The organism is Delftia sp. Lp-1, from assembly GCF_020523835.1.
GTDB classification, from domain to species: Bacteria; Pseudomonadota; Gammaproteobacteria; order Burkholderiales; family Burkholderiaceae_C; genus Comamonas; species Comamonas acidovorans.
On sequence record NZ_JAJALJ010000001.1, the window covers coordinates 3582297 to 3597470 of the forward strand.

Annotated in this window: 14 protein-coding genes and 6 tRNA genes; 6 read left to right on the forward strand and 14 right to left on the reverse strand. The window is 63.1% G+C overall.

Translation table 11 applies throughout. The features are described 5' to 3' along the window. Positions 1 to 277: 277 nt before the first annotated feature. From LGR64_RS16130 to murI, 4 genes are all read left to right on the forward strand, one after another. Complete coding sequence (locus LGR64_RS16130; protein ID WP_034391754.1) at positions 278 to 1831, forward strand: fumarate hydratase; 1554 nt, start codon at positions 278 to 280, stop codon at positions 1829 to 1831. Positions 1832 to 1931: 100 nt separating this feature from the next. After that, complete coding sequence (locus tag LGR64_RS16135) at positions 1932 to 2564, forward strand: class I SAM-dependent methyltransferase (protein WP_063326648.1); 633 nt, start codon at positions 1932 to 1934, stop codon at positions 2562 to 2564. Beyond that, positions 2561 to 3148, forward strand: coding sequence for a GNAT family N-acetyltransferase (locus LGR64_RS16140; RefSeq protein ID WP_088165322.1), 588 nt, complete (start codon positions 2561 to 2563; stop codon positions 3146 to 3148). Before LGR64_RS16135 ends, LGR64_RS16140 begins: the two co-directional genes overlap by 4 nt. 58 nt (positions 3149 to 3206) lie before the next feature. Next, complete coding sequence (murI, locus tag LGR64_RS16145; protein WP_230356091.1) at positions 3207 to 4097, forward strand: glutamate racemase; 891 nt, start codon at positions 3207 to 3209, stop codon at positions 4095 to 4097. A 1-nt stretch (position 4098) separates the two neighbouring features. Here murI and LGR64_RS16150 read toward each other — a convergent pair whose 3' ends face one another. The 14 genes from LGR64_RS16150 to tig all read right to left on the reverse strand — a co-directional run bounded on the left by LGR64_RS16150 (position 4099) and on the right by tig (position 13794). Then, positions 4099 to 4710, reverse strand: coding sequence for a M48 metallopeptidase family protein (locus LGR64_RS16150; protein WP_230356092.1), 612 nt, complete (start codon positions 4708 to 4710; stop codon positions 4099 to 4101). Positions 4711 to 4742: 32 nt separating this feature from the next. Next, on the reverse strand, positions 4743 to 5369 hold the full coding sequence (locus tag LGR64_RS16155) for a DUF6806 family protein (RefSeq protein WP_013803265.1): 627 nt from the start codon (positions 5367 to 5369) through the stop codon (positions 4743 to 4745). A 329-nt stretch (positions 5370 to 5698) separates the two neighbouring features. Beyond that, positions 5699 to 5789 (reverse strand) — tRNA-Leu (locus tag LGR64_RS16160). A gap of 98 nt (positions 5790 to 5887) precedes the next feature. Continuing rightward, a tRNA-Gly gene (locus LGR64_RS16165) sits at positions 5888 to 5963 on the reverse strand. Between the two features lie 149 nt (positions 5964 to 6112). Continuing rightward, a complete protein-coding gene (locus tag LGR64_RS16170; protein ID WP_230356093.1) occupies positions 6113 to 6877 on the reverse strand; it encodes a M48 family metalloprotease in 765 nt (254 codons plus the stop codon). Positions 6878 to 6925: 48 nt separating this feature from the next. Further along, positions 6926 to 7114 (reverse strand): hypothetical protein, encoded by a 189-nt coding sequence (locus LGR64_RS16175; RefSeq protein ID WP_155294197.1) that lies wholly within the window; start codon positions 7112 to 7114, stop codon positions 6926 to 6928. 146 nt (positions 7115 to 7260) lie between these two features. Continuing rightward, a tRNA-Cys gene (locus tag LGR64_RS16180) sits at positions 7261 to 7334 on the reverse strand. Between the two features lie 43 nt (positions 7335 to 7377). Next, a tRNA-Gly gene (locus LGR64_RS16185) sits at positions 7378 to 7453 on the reverse strand. A 59-nt stretch (positions 7454 to 7512) separates the two neighbouring features. Further along, positions 7513 to 7588 (reverse strand) — tRNA-Gly (locus LGR64_RS16190). A gap of 67 nt (positions 7589 to 7655) precedes the next feature. After that, a tRNA-Gly gene (locus LGR64_RS16195) sits at positions 7656 to 7731 on the reverse strand. A gap of 103 nt (positions 7732 to 7834) precedes the next feature. Continuing rightward, positions 7835 to 10249 carry an endopeptidase La gene (lon, locus tag LGR64_RS16200; protein ID WP_141833950.1) on the reverse strand — a complete coding sequence of 805 codons (2415 nt, stop codon included), beginning with the start codon at positions 10247 to 10249 and terminating at the stop codon, positions 7835 to 7837. A 120-nt stretch (positions 10250 to 10369) separates the two neighbouring features. Further along, positions 10370 to 11632 carry an ATP-dependent Clp protease ATP-binding subunit ClpX gene (gene clpX, locus LGR64_RS16205; protein WP_012204530.1) on the reverse strand — a complete coding sequence of 421 codons (1263 nt, stop codon included), beginning with the start codon at positions 11630 to 11632 and terminating at the stop codon, positions 10370 to 10372. Between the two features lie 107 nt (positions 11633 to 11739). Continuing rightward, complete coding sequence (gene clpP, locus LGR64_RS16210) at positions 11740 to 12348, reverse strand: ATP-dependent Clp endopeptidase proteolytic subunit ClpP (protein WP_012204529.1); 609 nt, start codon at positions 12346 to 12348, stop codon at positions 11740 to 11742. Between the two features lie 135 nt (positions 12349 to 12483). Beyond that, a complete protein-coding gene (tig, locus tag LGR64_RS16215; protein ID WP_012204528.1) occupies positions 12484 to 13794 on the reverse strand; it encodes a trigger factor in 1311 nt (436 codons plus the stop codon). A gap of 571 nt (positions 13795 to 14365) precedes the next feature. Here tig and LGR64_RS16220 point away from each other — a divergent pair. Together LGR64_RS16220 and LGR64_RS16225 are read left to right on the forward strand one after the other, a co-directional pair. Continuing rightward, complete coding sequence (locus LGR64_RS16220) at positions 14366 to 14584, forward strand: hypothetical protein (RefSeq protein ID WP_012204526.1); 219 nt, start codon at positions 14366 to 14368, stop codon at positions 14582 to 14584. Positions 14585 to 14969: 385 nt separating this feature from the next. Further along, complete coding sequence (locus LGR64_RS16225) at positions 14970 to 15173, forward strand: tail protein X (RefSeq protein ID WP_043824232.1); 204 nt, start codon at positions 14970 to 14972, stop codon at positions 15171 to 15173. Position 15174 lies beyond the last annotated feature (1 nt).

Genomic DNA, 15174 nt, shown 5'->3' on the forward strand with positions numbered 1-15174 from the left:
TTGGCTGGAGGCAGGTCGGCGGGCCGCGCAGGACGTGGCTCGGGGATATCTGGCTGGCAGGGCCGCAATGGCAAAAACCCGCTCATGGTAACTCCGTAAATGGGAACCTCTCGCATCCGTCCCCCACTGAGGTGTCGCCGAGGCGGGCTTGTCCAGGCAAACCCCTCGACTCTTGTACAAGACTGCGCCCATTGCGTGCACTTTTCCCCCTGCAGCGCCGATAATCGCCCCCGGGATTCCCCTCCCCTGTTCCCCCGATCAAAAAGACACCCCACCGATGACCACCACGATCCGCCAGCAGGACCTGATCGATTCGATCGCAGGCGCCCTGCAGTACATCAGCTACTACCACCCCGCCGACTACATCGCCCACCTGGCCCGCGCCTACGAACGCGAGCAGAGCCCGGCGGCCAAGGACGCGATGGCCCAGATCCTGACCAACTCCAAGATGTCGGCCACCGGCCACCGCCCGATCTGCCAGGACACCGGCATCGTCAACGTGTTCCTGAAGGTGGGCATGGACGTGCGCTGGGAAGGCTTCACGGGCGGCCTGGAAGACGCCATCAACGAAGGCGTACGCCGCGGCTACAACCACCCCGAGAACACGCTGCGTGCCTCGGTCGTGGCCGATCCGCTGTTCGCGCGCAAGAACACCAAGGACAACACGCCTGCCGTCATCAACGTGCAGATCGTGCCCGGCGACAAGCTGGACGTGACCGTGGCCGCCAAGGGCGGCGGCTCGGAGAACAAGTCCAAGATGATCATGATGAACCCCAGCGACAACCTGGTGGACTGGGTGCTCAAGACCGTTCCGACCATGGGCGCGGGCTGGTGCCCGCCGGGCATGCTGGGCATCGGCATCGGCGGCACCGCCGAGAAGGCCGTGCTGCTGGCCAAGGAAAGCCTGATGGAAGACCTGGACATGTACGAGCTGCAGGCCAAGGCCGCGCGCGGAGAAAAGCTCGACCAGGTCGAGGAACTGCGCCTGGAGCTGTACGAGAAGGTCAACGCCCTGGGCATCGGCGCGCAAGGCCTGGGCGGCCTGGCCACCGTGCTGGACATCAAGATCAAGATGTACCCCACGCACGCGGCCTCCAAGCCCGTGGCCATGATCCCCAACTGCGCGGCCACGCGCCACGCGCACTTCGTGATGGACGGCTCCGGCGCGGTCTACATGGACGCACCCTCGCTGGACCTATGGCCCAAGATCGACTGGGAGCCTGACTACAACAAGTCGCGCCGCGTGGACCTCAACGCCCTGACCAAGGAAGAAGTGGCCAGCTGGAAGCCCGGCGACACCCTGCTGCTCAACGGCAAGATGCTCACGGGCCGCGATGCCGCCCACAAGCGCATCCAGGACATGCTGGCCAAGGGCGAGAAGCTGCCCGTGGACTTCACCAACCGCGTGATCTACTACGTCGGCCCCGTGGACCCGGTCAAGGACGAAGCCGTGGGCCCCGCAGGCCCAACCACGGCCACCCGCATGGACAAGTTCACCGACATGATGCTGGAGCAGACCGGCCTGATCGCCATGATCGGCAAGGCCGAGCGCGGCCCGGTGGCCATCGAGTCCATCAAGAACCACAAGTCGGCCTACCTGATGGCCGTGGGCGGCGCCGCCTACCTGGTGTCCAAGGCCATCAAGAACGCCAAGGTCGTGGGCTTCGAGGACCTGGGCATGGAAGCCATCTACGAATTCGACGTGGTGGACATGCCCGTGACCGTGGCCGTGGATGCCGGTGGCACCAGCGCCCACATCACGGGCCCTGCCGAATGGCAAAAGCGCATCGCATCCGGCGAGTTCAAGACCATTGAGATCGCCTCGGCCTGAAGCCGGCGCCAAGCGCAAAGGGACCGCCTTCGGGCGGTCTTTTCATTGGTGCGGGCATTTGTGACAGACTGCCCGCTGCCTGCAACACAGCCCATTCAACATGACCATCGCGCTCGTCCTCATCGCCCTGCTGGCCGTGACCAGTCTGGCCTGGCGCCTGTCCTCCCGCCGCCATGTCCTGCCCTGCCCGTCCTGGCTGCGCTGGATGGTCGAGCTTGACAACCCCTTCGCGGCCAGCAACAAGGCCGCCTTCATCGTCGGGCAACTGCAGATCCAGCCAGGCATGAAGGTGCTGGATGCCGGCTGCGGCCCGGGCCGCGTCACCCTGCCATTGGCGCGTGCCGTTGGCGCGCAGGGACAGGTGCTGGCCGTGGACCTGCAGCCGGCCATGCTTGAACAGGTGGCGGCCAAGGCACGCGCCCAGGGGCTGGAGAATGTGCGCACCCAGGCGGCTGCGCTGGGCCAGGGGCAGCTCGCAGCCGAGCAGCACGACCGCGCCGTGATGGCCGCCGTGCTGGGAGAGATCCCGGACCGCCAGGCCGCGCTGGCCGATATCTTCCAGAGCCTGCGTCCCGGTGGCCTGCTGGCCGTGGCCGAACTGGTCTTCGACCCGCATTTCCAGCGCCGCACCAGCGTGGAAAAGCTGGCAGGCGAGGCAGGCTTCATCCCCCACTCCTTCCACGGCCATGCAGCCGCGTATCTGCTGGTACTGCAGCGCCCTCTCCAACCATGACCACCACACATTCCCCTGTAGCGACCCTGCGGACACCGCGCCTGATACTGCGCCAGTGGCGGACCGGCGACCGACAGCCCTTTGCCGCGCTGAATGCCGATCCACAGGTCATGGAGCACTTTCCTGCACTGCTCAGCCGTGAACAAAGCGATGCCATGGCAGACAGGATCCAGGCACTGATCGAGGAACGCGGCTGGGGCTTCTGGGCGGCAGAGCACCTTGCCAGCGGCGAGTTCATGGGCTTCATCGGACTGCATACTCCCGCCGCGTCTTTGCCGTTCTCGCCCTGCGTGGAAATCGGCTGGCGGCTCGCCCGGCCTTTCTGGGGCCAGGGCCTGGCCAGCGAAGGCGCACGGGCGGCGCTGGAGCACGGCTTCGGCGCGTTGCATCTGGAGTCCATCGTCTCGTTCACCGCGCTGTCCAACCTGCGTTCGCAAGCGGTGATGCAGCGCCTGGGCATGGAGCGCGACGCCCATGACTTCGACCATCCGGAGGTGCCGGCAGGCCATGCGCTGCGCAGGCATTGCCTGTATCGCCTGACACATGCCCAATGGCTGCAGCAGCAAGCCATGGCCGCAGCATGAACGCGCCCGAGCGGGCATACTGGGCGCCGCCTCCAAAAGCCTCTATCCGGATCTCCAAATGACCTCCCCGGCCTCTCCCATCGGCGTCTTCGACAGCGGCATCGGCGGCCTCAGCGTGCTGCAGGCGCTGCGCCATGAACTGCCGCATGAGCGCTTCGTCTACCTGGCCGACAGCGGCAATGCACCCTATGGCGACGCACGCGGCGATGCCTTCGTGCAGCAGCGCACGCGCACCATTGCGCGCCATCTGCGCGAGCAGCACCAGATCAAGGTGCTGGTGATCGCCTGCAACACGGCCACGGCAGCGGCCGTGGACATGCTGCGCGCCGAAATGCCCGAACTGCCCCTGATCGGCGTGGAGCCCGCCATCAAGCCCGCTTCGCTGTCGAGCCAGACCGGCCATGTGGGCGTGATCGCCACACGCGGCACGGTGAGCAGCGCACGCTTTGCACGACTGGTGGCCGACCATGGCCAGCGCGTGCAATTCCATGTCCAGCCCTGCGACGGACTGGCCAAGGCCATCGAGGAAAGCACGGAGCAACCCGTTCCCGCCGATCCAATGGCCACCGAGGTCGCGCAACTGTGCGCCAGGTACGTGAATGCCCTGGGCAGCTTCGGACAGAAGACGGGCGAGATGGATTCCCTGGTGCTGGGCTGCACCCACTACATATTCGCCCGCGAGCAGTTGCGCACGCTGCTGGGGCCGGACATCCAGTTCATCGACACCGGCGCTCCGGTGGCACGCCAGACGCGGCGCGTGCTGGATCGCCTGGGCACCCTGGCCAGCGAATCAGGCCCCTTGCCAGCGGCAGAGGGCCAGGTCCAGCTGATGACCACGGGATCGCTGCAGGCCCTGCAATCGGCCGCATCGCGCTGGCTGGAGCTGCCCGCGCAATGCTGCTCGTCCGTTCAGGTCGGCGAATCCAGCGCCGTCCCCACGGCCGCTTGACTCAGGGCTGCGCCTGCCACAGGCGCCGGCCCGAGTGGTCCATCCAGCTCAGGTACAGGCGCAGTTCGAACTCCAGCTGGTGGTAGTCGGGCTCCATGTGGGTGCACAGCTGGTAGAAGGCCTTGTCGTGGTCGGGCTCGCGCAGATGGGACAGCTCGTGGACGACGATCATGCGCAAGAAAGCCTCGGGCGCCTGCTTGAACAGTGCGCCGATGCGGATCTCATGCCGGGCATTGAGGCGGCTTCCCTGCACCACGGTGCGGCGCGTGTGCAGGCCCAGGGCGTTGTGGACCACATGGATGCGGCCGTCGTAGGCCACCTTGTTCAGCGTGCCGGCATTGCGCATGTGCCGGCCCTTGAGGCCATCCACGTAGTCATAGAGGCTCTTGTCCGTGCGCACGGCATGGGCCTCGGGATGCTTGCGCAGCAGCCAGGCCTCGGCCTTGTCATCGGCCAGCCAGCCACGCACCTGTGACTGCAGCGCGGCCGGGTAGGCGGACAGGTAGGGAAGAGGCAGCGCGCCACCGGCCACCTCGCGCCGCTGCTCGCGCTGGCGGCGTACGGTCTCGGTGACTGCTCCGGAATACTTGGGCGTGCTCGCCTGTGCCGCCATGGCTGTACGCTGCGCGGGGCAGCGCCTTGCGCTCAATGCAGGTGGCGGGGGCGGCGGTTGCCGCCGTGGCCCGAACCCGATCCGCCCATGCCGCGCGGCGGCTTGCCGATCTCCAGCGAGCTGACCAGGGCGTCGAAGCGCTGGGAGAAGAGCTTGTCGATCTCCTGCACCACGCCACCCAGCTCGGAGCCGTCGAAATGGCGCTCCATCAGGTTGACCACGTCCTGCACCAGCAGATCGCGCTGCACCTGCATGATGGCCGCAGGCGTCGGACCAACGAAGAGCATGACGAAGTCGTCGCGCGACTCGGCCTCTTCGGACTCCTCTTCCTCGTCGAACTCGGTGTCGTAGAAGGTCACCTCGATGGCCGCGCCCTGCTCGGCCAGCTCGTTGATGCCCATGCACATGTCGTCCAGCGACTGGCGGAAATCCTCGTCACCACGCACGGTCCAGCACACCTGGAGCAGGCGCTCCTTGGTATCGAACTGGATGCCTGGCTCTTCCTCATAGACGCTGCCAGCGCCATCGGCCAGGGAACGGGCCCCCGCATACTTCCACAGCGGACCCAGCGCTTCCTGCAACTGCTCGTAGGTCGTGTCGGGGCGCAGCAGCACTTGGCCGTGCACGTGGATTTCAAATGGAGCGTTGTAATTCGACATGTTCTCGTCTGGGATGAGTTTGGCCACACCTGTCACGCCGCACCATGTGCCACGATCAACGTCAACGGAACGCATGCAGGCATAGCCATCACTGTCTGCCCGAGCCGCGCCATCCAGGCAAGCAGCCCGGGGCCTGATGAATGGATTCTCGCACGTTATGCCAACGGGCAAGGACTTGGCAAGGCATGGACACCGTGCAGCGCAGCAAGCGGGCAGGACCGTCGATGCACATTGCGGCCCGACGCCTGAATTTGCGGAACAGCAGGCGCCTTGGCTGCTTCAATCCGCTACCGTAAAGATAGCAACAATGCCTAGTCCGTATTGGGTTGTGGTGCCCCGAGCCGGGATCGAACCGGCACGCCCCTGTTCGGAAGCGGCGGATTTTAAGTCCGCAGTGTCTACCAATTTCACCATCGGGGCCCTGCACCGCAGCGTCACAGGTCAGCGCGAACTGCTCACACCTGCAACTGCAGCACCAACGAAAAAGGGAAGCGTTACCGCTTCCCTTTTTTCTGAATTGGAGCGGGAAAACGGGTTCGAACCGTCGACCTCAACCTTGGCAAGGTTGCGCTCTACCAACTGAGCTATTCCCGCGTATCTGTAAAGCTGTGTGCTTCACAGAGCAGACTTGAATTCTAGCGCAGATTTTTGGTGCTTCGGAAGAAGCCCGCAAAAAATCTGCATCAAGGCAGATCGCAGCCTGCCTTGCACCTTGCGGCGGCAGGCTGCTTCACCGTCGACGCCTACTTGCCGTCGATGCGATCCTGCATGCGCTTGGCCCGCTGTTCAGACGGCGGATGGGAGCTCAGGATGGAGCTGCCGCCGCTGCCAGCGCTGAGCTTGGCCAGCTTCTGGAACGATGTGACCAGCCCCTGGCGGCTCATCTTCTTTTCCGTGAGCAGATCGAAGGAGTAGTCATCAGCCGCCGACTCCTGCGACTGCGAGAACTGGGCATTGATGAACTTTTCACCCAGATCACCCGCCTGCGAACGCGACAGCGAGGCCAGCGCCGAATTGCCGCTATTGGCCGCAATAGAGCGTGCAGCCGAAGCCGCATAGGCCGTCTGCATGCGCTTCTTGCTGTGACCCAGTGCCACGTGCCCGATTTCATGGCCAATCACGCCACGCAGCTCGTCATCGTTCATCAGATCCATCAGCCCGCTGTAGACACGGATGCAGCCATTGGCCATGGCCCAGGCATTCATGTCCTGCGTCATATAGACCTTGTAGACAGCCTTCTTCCCATTGACAGCCTGCGGCATGCCGGCAATCACCTTGTTCAGCCGCAGCGTGTACTTGCTCTTTGCATCTGCCACCTTGTTCTGGGCATCCATGGCTGCGCAGGAATCATTGGACAGCGTGACCACGTCGTCATCCGTGAGCGTCATGGCCTTCATGGCCGTGGAGCCCGAATCCAGCAACCCGCCCACATCGGCAGACTCCATGGTTTTACAGCCCGCCAGCACCACGCCGCTGGCAACAATCGCCGTCAATAACTTGATCTTCATAACCCTTCCCGATAAATGAAGCGCGCATCATATCCACGACCCGCCAATTCAATCTACCGGCAATGACAACCCATTTGCAATTTCTTGCAATTTCTCAATGGATAAGCAATGCCAAATTTCAATGACGGCCGTCCATTCAAAACAAATGGAAACAATTAAATTCACCAGATCAGCAATGGATGACCAAAACAGGCATGCAGCCATGCTGTCGATGCACAGAGCGTGAAGCACTGCCACGGCACTGAATCGGAAGAGAAGAAGATGCGCCAGCCAAGTCGAGGCCACTGTGGAGACATGGCACCAAGGACGAACAACGATCCGTGATGCAGAAAAAGAAAAAGGCCCCGAGGGGCCTTTTGAACACTGTGTCTGCAATGAATTTTTGGAGGCGCGAACCAGAGTCGAACTGGTCTAACCGGATTTGCAATCCGGGGCATAACCGCTTTGCTATCGCGCCAAGATCACTATCAAACATGCAGCACTGCTGCAGTTTTTAAAAATGGAGCGGGAAAACGGGTTCGAACCGTCGACCTCAACCTTGGCAAGGTTGCGCTCTACCAACTGAGCTATTCCCGCAAAAAATTCAAGCAACCAACCGTCACCTGAATCGGATGTGCACTAGGCACATCCAAAACTGGAGCGGGAAAACGGGTTCGAACCGTCGACCTCAACCTTGGCAAGGTTGCGCTCTACCAACTGAGCTATTCCCGCTTGAATCATCCATTCTGGCAGCCAACCGCCACCAGAACCGAACACACCCGAAGGCATGTTCAAAATCTGGAGCGGGAAAACGGGTTCGAACCGTCGACCTCAACCTTGGCAAGGTTGCGCTCTACCAACTGAGCTATTCCCGCATTTCTACCGAAGCCTGACATTCTACAACGTCGTTTGCTGCGATGGAATGAATTGTAGCGTAGTTCTTGGAGGGTTCAGGAAAAACGCTACATTTTTTCATCTTCAGTGCTTGACGGCTGGCTCCACAGGCTTGGATTCCGCTGGCGGCGGCGCTGCGGCCTCCTCTTCGGACAAGGGCTCGGGCACACGCTCCAGCGCCACCTTGAGGACCTGGTCGATCCACTTGACGGGGATGATTTCCAGGCCGCTCTTGACGTTGTCGGGGATCTCCTGGAGGTCCTTGACGTTCTCTTCGGGGATCAGCACCGTCTTGATGCCGCCACGCAGGGCCGCCAGCAGCTTTTCCTTGAGACCGCCGATGGCAGTGACCTCACCGCGCAGCGTGATTTCGCCGGTCATGGCGACATCGGCACGCACCGGGATACCGGTCAGCGCAGAGACGAAGGCCGTCGTCATGGCCGCACCCGCGCTGGGGCCGTCCTTGGGCGTGGCGCCATCGGGCACGTGCACGTGGATGTCCTTCTTCTCGAAGGCCTCGTCCTTGATGCCGAGCATGCGCGAGCGGCTGCGCACCACGGTGCGGGCGGCTTCCACGGACTCCTTCATCACGTCGCCCAGCGAGCCGGTGCGCGAGATCACGCCCTTGCCGGGCATGATGGCGGCCTCGATGGTCAGCAGATCGCCGCCGACCTCGGTCCATGCCAGGCCCACGACCTGGCCGACCTGGTTGTTGTGCTCGGCCCGGCCGTAGCTGTACTTGCGCACACCCAGGTAGTCGGTGAGGTTGTCGGCATTGACGACGACGGTGGGCTCCAGCTTCTTGAGCTGCAGTCCCTTGACTACCTTGCGGCAGATCTTGGAGAGCTCGCGTTCCAGCGAGCGCACGCCGGCTTCACGCGTGTAGTAGCGCACGATGTCGCGGATGGCGGACTCTTCGACCTGCATTTCGCCGTCCTTCACACCGTTGTTGGTGAGTTGCTTGGGCAGCAGGTAGCGGATGGCGATGTTGACCTTTTCGTCCTCGGTGTAACCCGACAGGCGGATCACTTCCATGCGGTCCAGCAGCGCCGGCGGGATGTTCATGGAGTTGGAGGTCGCCACGAACATCACGTCGCTGAGGTCGAAGTCCACCTCGACGTAGTGATCGCCGAAGGTGTGGTTCTGCTCGGGGTCCAGCACTTCCAGCAGGGCACTCGACGGGTCGCCACGGAAGTCCATTCCGAGCTTGTCGATTTCGTCCAGCAGGAACAGCGGGTTGCGCGTGCCGACCTTGTCCAGGCTTTGCAGCACCTTGCCCGGCATGGCGCCGATGTAGGTGCGGCGGTGGCCGCGGATTTCCGCCTCGTCACGCATGCCGCCCAGCGCCATGCGCACGTACTTGCGGCCCGTGGCCTTGGCGATGGACTGGCCCAGCGAAGTCTTGCCCACGCCCGGAGGTCCGACCAGGCACAGGATGGGCGCCTTGACCTTGTCCACACGCTGCTGCACAGCAAGATATTCAAGGATGCGGTCCTTGACCTTTTCGAGGCCGAAGTGGTCGGCATTGAGCACGTCCTCGGCATTGGCAAGGTCGTGCTTGATCTTGGTTTTCTTGCTCCAGGGCAGGCCCGTGAGCACATCGATGTAGTTGCGCACCACGGTGGCTTCGGCCGACATGGGCGACATGAGCTTGAGCTTCTTGAGCTCAGCCTCGGCCTTCTTGCGCGCCTCGGCGGGCATGCGGGCCAGCTTGATCTTCTTCTCGATCTCTTCGATGTCAGCGCCGTCTTCGCCCTCGCCCAGTTCCTTCTGGATGGCCTTGACCTGCTCGTTCAGGTAGAAGTCGCGCTGGTTCTTCTCCATCTGGCGCTTGACGCGGCCGCGGATGCGCTTGTCAACGTTGAGGATGTCGACTTCGCGGTCCAGTTGCTCGAAGAGGTTTTCCAGGCGCTCCTTGATGTCCACCAGATCGAGCACGGCCTGCTTGTTCTCAAGCTTGAGCGGCAGGTGCGCGGCAATGGTGTCGGCCAGGCGGCCGGCATCGTCGATGCTGGCGATGGAGGTGAGGATCTCGGGCGGGATCTTCTTGTTGAGCTTGACGTACTGGTCGAACTGCTGCGTCACGGCGCGGCGCAGGGCCTCGATCTCGCTGGGCTTGTGCGTTTCGGCCTCGGGCGCCACGGGCACGACGGAGCCCACGAAGTGGGTCTCTTCATCCATGACCTGCTTGACCAGCGCGCGCTGCTGGCCTTCGACCAGCACCTTGACCGTGCCGTCGGGCAGCTTGAGCATCTGCAGGATGGTGGAGACGCAGCCGACATCGAACATGTCAGCGGCCGTGGGCTCGTCCTTGGAGGCGGTCTTCTGGGCCACCAGCATGATGCGGCGGTCGCCCTCCATGGCCAGCTCCAGCGCCTTGATGCTCTTGGCGCGCCCCACGAACAGCGGGATCACCATGTGGGGGAACACGACCACATCGCGCAGCGGCAGCAGCGCCAGGTCTAGGGGGGTGGAAGGCAAAGGGGTATGTCCTGACATGGGAATCCTCGGTTTGTCAGCGGAAGATGGTCCGCACACCGGTGTATTTCAACCCTGCGGCCCGAAAGGATTTCGGGACGCAGGGACTTGCGCTGCCGGACCTTTGCAGGCGGCGGCGCATCAGGCCTTCTTGGCCGCTTCGCGGTAAACCAGCAGCGGCGCCTTTCCGTCTTCGATGGTGGACTCGTCCACCACTACCTTTTCGACATTGTCGGCATTGGGCAGCTCGTACATGGTGCCGATCAGCGATTGCTCCAGGATGGAGCGCAGGCCACGGGCACCCGTCTTGCGCGCCAGCGCCTTGCGGGCGATGGCCTTGAGCGCGGCAGGCCGGATCTCCAGCTCCACGCCTTCCATGGCCAGCAGCTTGCTGTACTGCTTGACCAGGGCGTTCTTGGGCTCGGTCAGGATCTGCACCAGGGCGTCTTCGCCCAGTTCGGCCAGAGCCGTGACCACGGGCATGCGGCCGACCAGCTCGGGGATGATGCCGAACTTGATCAGGTCTTCAGGCTCGATCTCCTGGAACACTTCCGAGATGGAACGCTGCTTCTTGCTCTTGACCGTGGCGCCAAAGCCGATGCCAGACGCCTCGGTGCGGTTCTCGATGACCTTCTCCAGGCCCGCGAACGCGCCGCCGCAGATGAACAGGATGTTGGTCGTGTCGATCTGCAGGAAGTCCTGGTTCGGATGCTTGCGGCCGCCTTGCGGAGGGACGCTGGCCATGGTGCCTTCGATGAGCTTGAGCAGGGCCTGCTGCACGCCCTCGCCAGACACGTCGCGCGTGATGCTGGGGTTGTCGGACTTGCGCGAGATCTTGTCGATCTCGTCGATGTAGACGATGCCGCGCTGTGCACGCTCAACGTCGTACTCGCAGCTTTGCAGCAGCTTCTGGATGATGTTCTCGACGTCCTCGCCCACGTAGCCGGCTTCGGTCAGCGTGGTGGCATCGGCCATGACGAAGGGAACGTTGAGCATGCGCGCCAGCGTCTGCGCCAGCAGCGTCTTGCCGGAGCCCGTGGGACCGATGAGCAGGATGTTGCTCTTGGCCAGCTCAATCTCGTCCTTGCCGGCCTTGTCCTTGTGACGCAGGCGCTTGTAGTGGTTGTATACGGCGACAGCCAGCGTGCGCTTGGGCAGGTCCTGGCCGATTACGTAGTTGTCAAGGTTGGCCTTGATTTCGGCGGGCGTGGGCAGGTCGCCTCGGCCGTCCTTGGCCTCGGTGCTGGGCTGCTCGTCGCGGATGATCTCGTTGCAGAGATCAATGCACTCGTCGCAGATAAAGACTGACGGACCCGCGATCAGCTTCTTGACCTCATGCTGGCTCTTGCCGCAGAAGGTGCAATAAAGGTTTTTTTCGCTGGAGGAGCCTTTTTTCTCGGCCATGGGGTCGGTGCCTTGTTACAGAAATATGGAAAAGGATGATAACCAAATGGAAAGCGGCGTTTTCCGTAGGGGGAAAACGCCGCCCATTCTCATGCAGCCTCCGGACTTCAGGAGCGCTTGTTGATCACCTGATCGACCAGGCCATAGTCCTTGGCTTCCTCGGCGGACAGGAAGTAGTCGCGCTCGGTGTCGTGCTGGATCTTTTCCAGCGGCTGACCCGTGCGCTCGGCCAGGATCTTGTTCAGGCGCTCGCGGGTCTTGAGGATCTCGCGTGCGTGGATCTCGATCTCGGTGGCCTGACCCTGCATGCCGCCCAGCGGCTGGTGGATCATGACCTGGGAGTTGGGCAGCGCAAAGCGCTTGCCCTTGGTGCCAGCGGCCAGCAGGAAGGCGCCCATGCTGGCTGCGATGCCGGTGCACAGCGTGGACACATCGGGCTTGATGAAGTTCATCGTGTCGAAGATGGCCAGGCCGGCGCTCACGGAGCCGCCAGGGCTGTTGATGTAGAACGAAATGTCCTTGTCGGGGTTTTCGCTTTCAAGGAACAGCAGCTGGGCCACGACGAGGTTGGCCGTCTGGTCATTGACAGGCCCCACCAGGAAGATCACCCGGTCCTTGAGCAGGCGCGAGTAGATGTCGTACGACCGCTCTCCGCGGCCGGACTGTTCGATGACCATTGGGATCATGCCCAAACCCTGAGTTTCCAATGCGCTCATGTTTTCTCCAGTACTAGGGGGCTACTTTAGCCGTATCCGGAAAGAAAATGGGGCTTGTGCGCCAAAGCACAAGCCCCGCAGATGCCAACCCGCCCGCCGATCTCACGAAGCGGCAGGCAGGCGGTGCTCAAACCCTCAGGCCTGGCCCATCAGTTCGTCGAAGGACACGGCCTTGTCGGAGACCTTGGCCTTGCCCAGCACGAACTCGGTCACGTTGTTTTCGATGACAACGGCTTCGACTTCAGCCAGGCGTTGGCGGTCGCCGAAGTACCAGCGTGCCACGTCTTCGGGCTTTTCGTAGCTGGCGGCCAGCTCTTCCACGTGGGCCTTGATCTGGTCGGGCGTGGCGTGCAGCTCGTTGGCGCGCACCAGCTCGGCCACCACCAGGCCCAGGCGCACGCGGCGCTCGGCTTGGGGCAGGAACACGTCTTCAGGGATCTCGGCCTTCTCGGCGTCCTTGATGCCGCGCTGCTGCAGCTCGGCGCGGGCGCCTTCCAGCAGACGTGCGACTTCAGCCTGCACCGAAGCCTTGGGCAGTTCCAGCTCGGCCTTGGACACCAGGGCGTCCATCACGGCCTGCTTGTTGCGGCCCTGGACGCGGAACTTGACTTCACGCTCCAGGTTCTTCTTGATGTCGGCGCGCAGGCCTTCGACCGTGCCTTCAGCCACGCCCAGTGCCTTGGCAAAAGCCTCGTCCACTTCGGGCAGGTTGGCGGCTTCGATCTTCTTGACCGTCACCAGGAAATCAGCGGTCTTGCCGGCCACGTCCTTGCCGTGGTAGTCGGCGGGGAATGCCAGCGGAAAGGTCTTGGACTCGCCAGCCTTCATGCCGCGCACTGCGTCTTCGAATTCCTTGAGCATCTGGCCTTCGCCGACCAGGAACTGGAAGTCTTCAGCCTTGCCGCCGGAGAAGGTCTCGCCGTCGATCTTGCCTTCGAAGTCCACGGTCACGCGGTCGCCGTCCACGGCCACATCGGCCTGGGCGCGCTGTGCGAAAGTGCGGCGCTGCTTGCGCAGGATGTCCACGGTCTTGTCGATGGCGGCGTCGTCCACTTCGGCGGTCAGCTTCTCGACTTCGGCCGAGGTCAGGTCACCGATCTTGACTTCAGGCATCACTTCGAAGATGGCTTCGAACTGGGCCTCGCCCTCGGGAGCGCCTTCCTTTTCGGAGATGCGGGGCTGGCCAGCCACGCGCAGCTTGGCTTCGTTGACGGCCTGTGCAAAAGCCTCGCCAACCTTGTCGTTGAGCACTTCGTACTGCACCGAGTAGCCATAACGCTGGGCCACCACGCTCATCGGCACCTTGCCGGGACGGAAGCCGTCCATCTTCACGGTGCGCGCCACCTGCTTCAGACGGTTTTCCACTTCGCTCTGGATGGAGTTCAGGGGCAGGCTCAGCGTGATCTTGCGCTCGAGCTTTTCAAGGGTTTCAACAGTAACGGCCATGTTTGTTCCTATGAGGGATTGGACCGTGCCGGCTGCTGTACAGCCCGCACCGTATTGCGCAAAAGTCACGGTGCGACGCGAGCCAAGCCAGTCGGCCGCGCGGCACCTCAGATTTCAAGGGCTTACATCACATGCACCTGGCCGCTGGGGACCGCACATGGTTCGCTCAACCCGTGATGTAAGCGAAGCCGGACATTATAAACGAGGCGGTTTTGCCTTCCAGACGCGCGCTCTTGCAGGGGAATCCCGCAATCCGCCTGGCCAATGCGCCTCCTCTAAAGGAAGCGGGCTTGAGCAGTGTTCGCCGCAGTTGAGCGGCGTTGGTGCGTGGTGCGCGGGGGGCGGGTCGTCAATCATTCAAAAACAATTACTTGCATTCACTGCGCGGGATCCGTGCGGGCCAATAAAAAGCTTTCGAGGCCGCCCGGCACACGCCAACCCAACATGCGCGCAGCCCGACCAAAGGCTCTGCCAGTCATCGCCAATCAGCAGATGAAAAAGGGTCACGTCAAATTGAAACATCTGGTCATTCGACCTATACTGTATGTGCATACAGTAGAAAGAAGACGCGATGCAGCACCAGATTGAGACGGTCAGGGACGATGTGGAAAGCGCCAGCGAGCAAGTGGCCGCCATCTGCGAGCTGCTGGCTGCAGCCCGGGGCACGGCCGTGCACGCCTCGGCCATTACCGCATTGCTGCTGCCCGTGTCACGCAAGCTCAGCGCGGCGGCGGGTGACCTGTCCGACCATCTGCATCGCAGCCAGGTAGTTGGCAGCAAGCGCTGCTAGACCCTCTCACCCCCACCATGACAAGACCCCGCCCTGCGGGGTCTTGTCATTTCTGCGTTCGGCATGGCCGCTGGCGTGCCCGCAGCGCGCACAGGTTGCAGCGATTGCCGGGCCTGCTCCCGTCGGCAAACATGGCATTCATACCCGGCCCGCGCGCCGGACCCGGCCTACCGCCTGCCCGGTGCCACCGCGATCCGGTGGCCTGAGGCGTTCCCGGCATCCGCAGCCACACGCATGGCGGGTGCACCAGGAACAGGTCCGCGCGGGCCGGCCCACGAGGAGCTTCAGTGAGTCTTGCCATTCCCTTTCCCGCGCCGGATCAGGCGATACCGCCGCCGGCCCGTGCCGCCGCTCCCGCCGACCATGCACACAGGGAGCGCGCCTGATGCTGGCCATTGCCCGTGAATACGAAACGCTGGACGAGCTGTGCATGCGCCAGCTGGGCGCCACGCGCGGCGTGGTGGAAGCCACGCTGGAGCGCAACCCGGGCCTGTCGGCCCACGGTCCCCATCTGCCCGCTGGCCTGGCCGTCGAGCTGACCGAACCCGCCCAGGCCCCCAGCCTGCCCCTGATCAGTTTCTGGGATTGAC

Excerpts from the sequence above, each read along its gene's own strand:
- LGR64_RS16140 (WP_088165322.1), top strand. The coding sequence starts at position 2,561 with ATGACCACCACACATTCCCCTGTAGCGACCCTGCGGACACCGCGCCTG.
- LGR64_RS16225 (WP_043824232.1), top strand. The coding sequence starts at position 14,970 with ATGCTGGCCATTGCCCGTGAATACGAAACGCTGGACGAGCTGTGCATG.
- lon (WP_141833950.1), bottom strand. The coding sequence starts at position 10,249 with ATGTCAGGACATACCCCTTTGCCTTCCACCCCCCTAGACCTGGCGCTG.
- clpP (WP_012204529.1), bottom strand. The coding sequence starts at position 12,348 with ATGAGCGCATTGGAAACTCAGGGTTTGGGCATGATCCCAATGGTCATC.
- LGR64_RS16130 (WP_034391754.1), top strand. The coding sequence starts at position 278 with ATGACCACCACGATCCGCCAGCAGGACCTGATCGATTCGATCGCAGGC.
- clpX (WP_012204530.1), bottom strand. The coding sequence starts at position 11,632 with ATGGCCGAGAAAAAAGGCTCCTCCAGCGAAAAAAACCTTTATTGCACC.
- LGR64_RS16135 (WP_063326648.1), top strand. The coding sequence starts at position 1,932 with ATGACCATCGCGCTCGTCCTCATCGCCCTGCTGGCCGTGACCAGTCTG.
- tig (WP_012204528.1), bottom strand. The coding sequence starts at position 13,794 with ATGGCCGTTACTGTTGAAACCCTTGAAAAGCTCGAGCGCAAGATCACG.
- murI (WP_230356091.1), top strand. The coding sequence starts at position 3,207 with ATGACCTCCCCGGCCTCTCCCATCGGCGTCTTCGACAGCGGCATCGGC.
- LGR64_RS16170 (WP_230356093.1), bottom strand. The coding sequence starts at position 6,877 with ATGAAGATCAAGTTATTGACGGCGATTGTTGCCAGCGGCGTGGTGCTG.
- LGR64_RS16150 (WP_230356092.1), bottom strand. The coding sequence starts at position 4,710 with ATGGCGGCACAGGCGAGCACGCCCAAGTATTCCGGAGCAGTCACCGAG.
- LGR64_RS16220 (WP_012204526.1), top strand. The coding sequence starts at position 14,366 with ATGCAGCACCAGATTGAGACGGTCAGGGACGATGTGGAAAGCGCCAGC.
- LGR64_RS16155 (WP_013803265.1), bottom strand. The coding sequence starts at position 5,369 with ATGTCGAATTACAACGCTCCATTTGAAATCCACGTGCACGGCCAAGTG.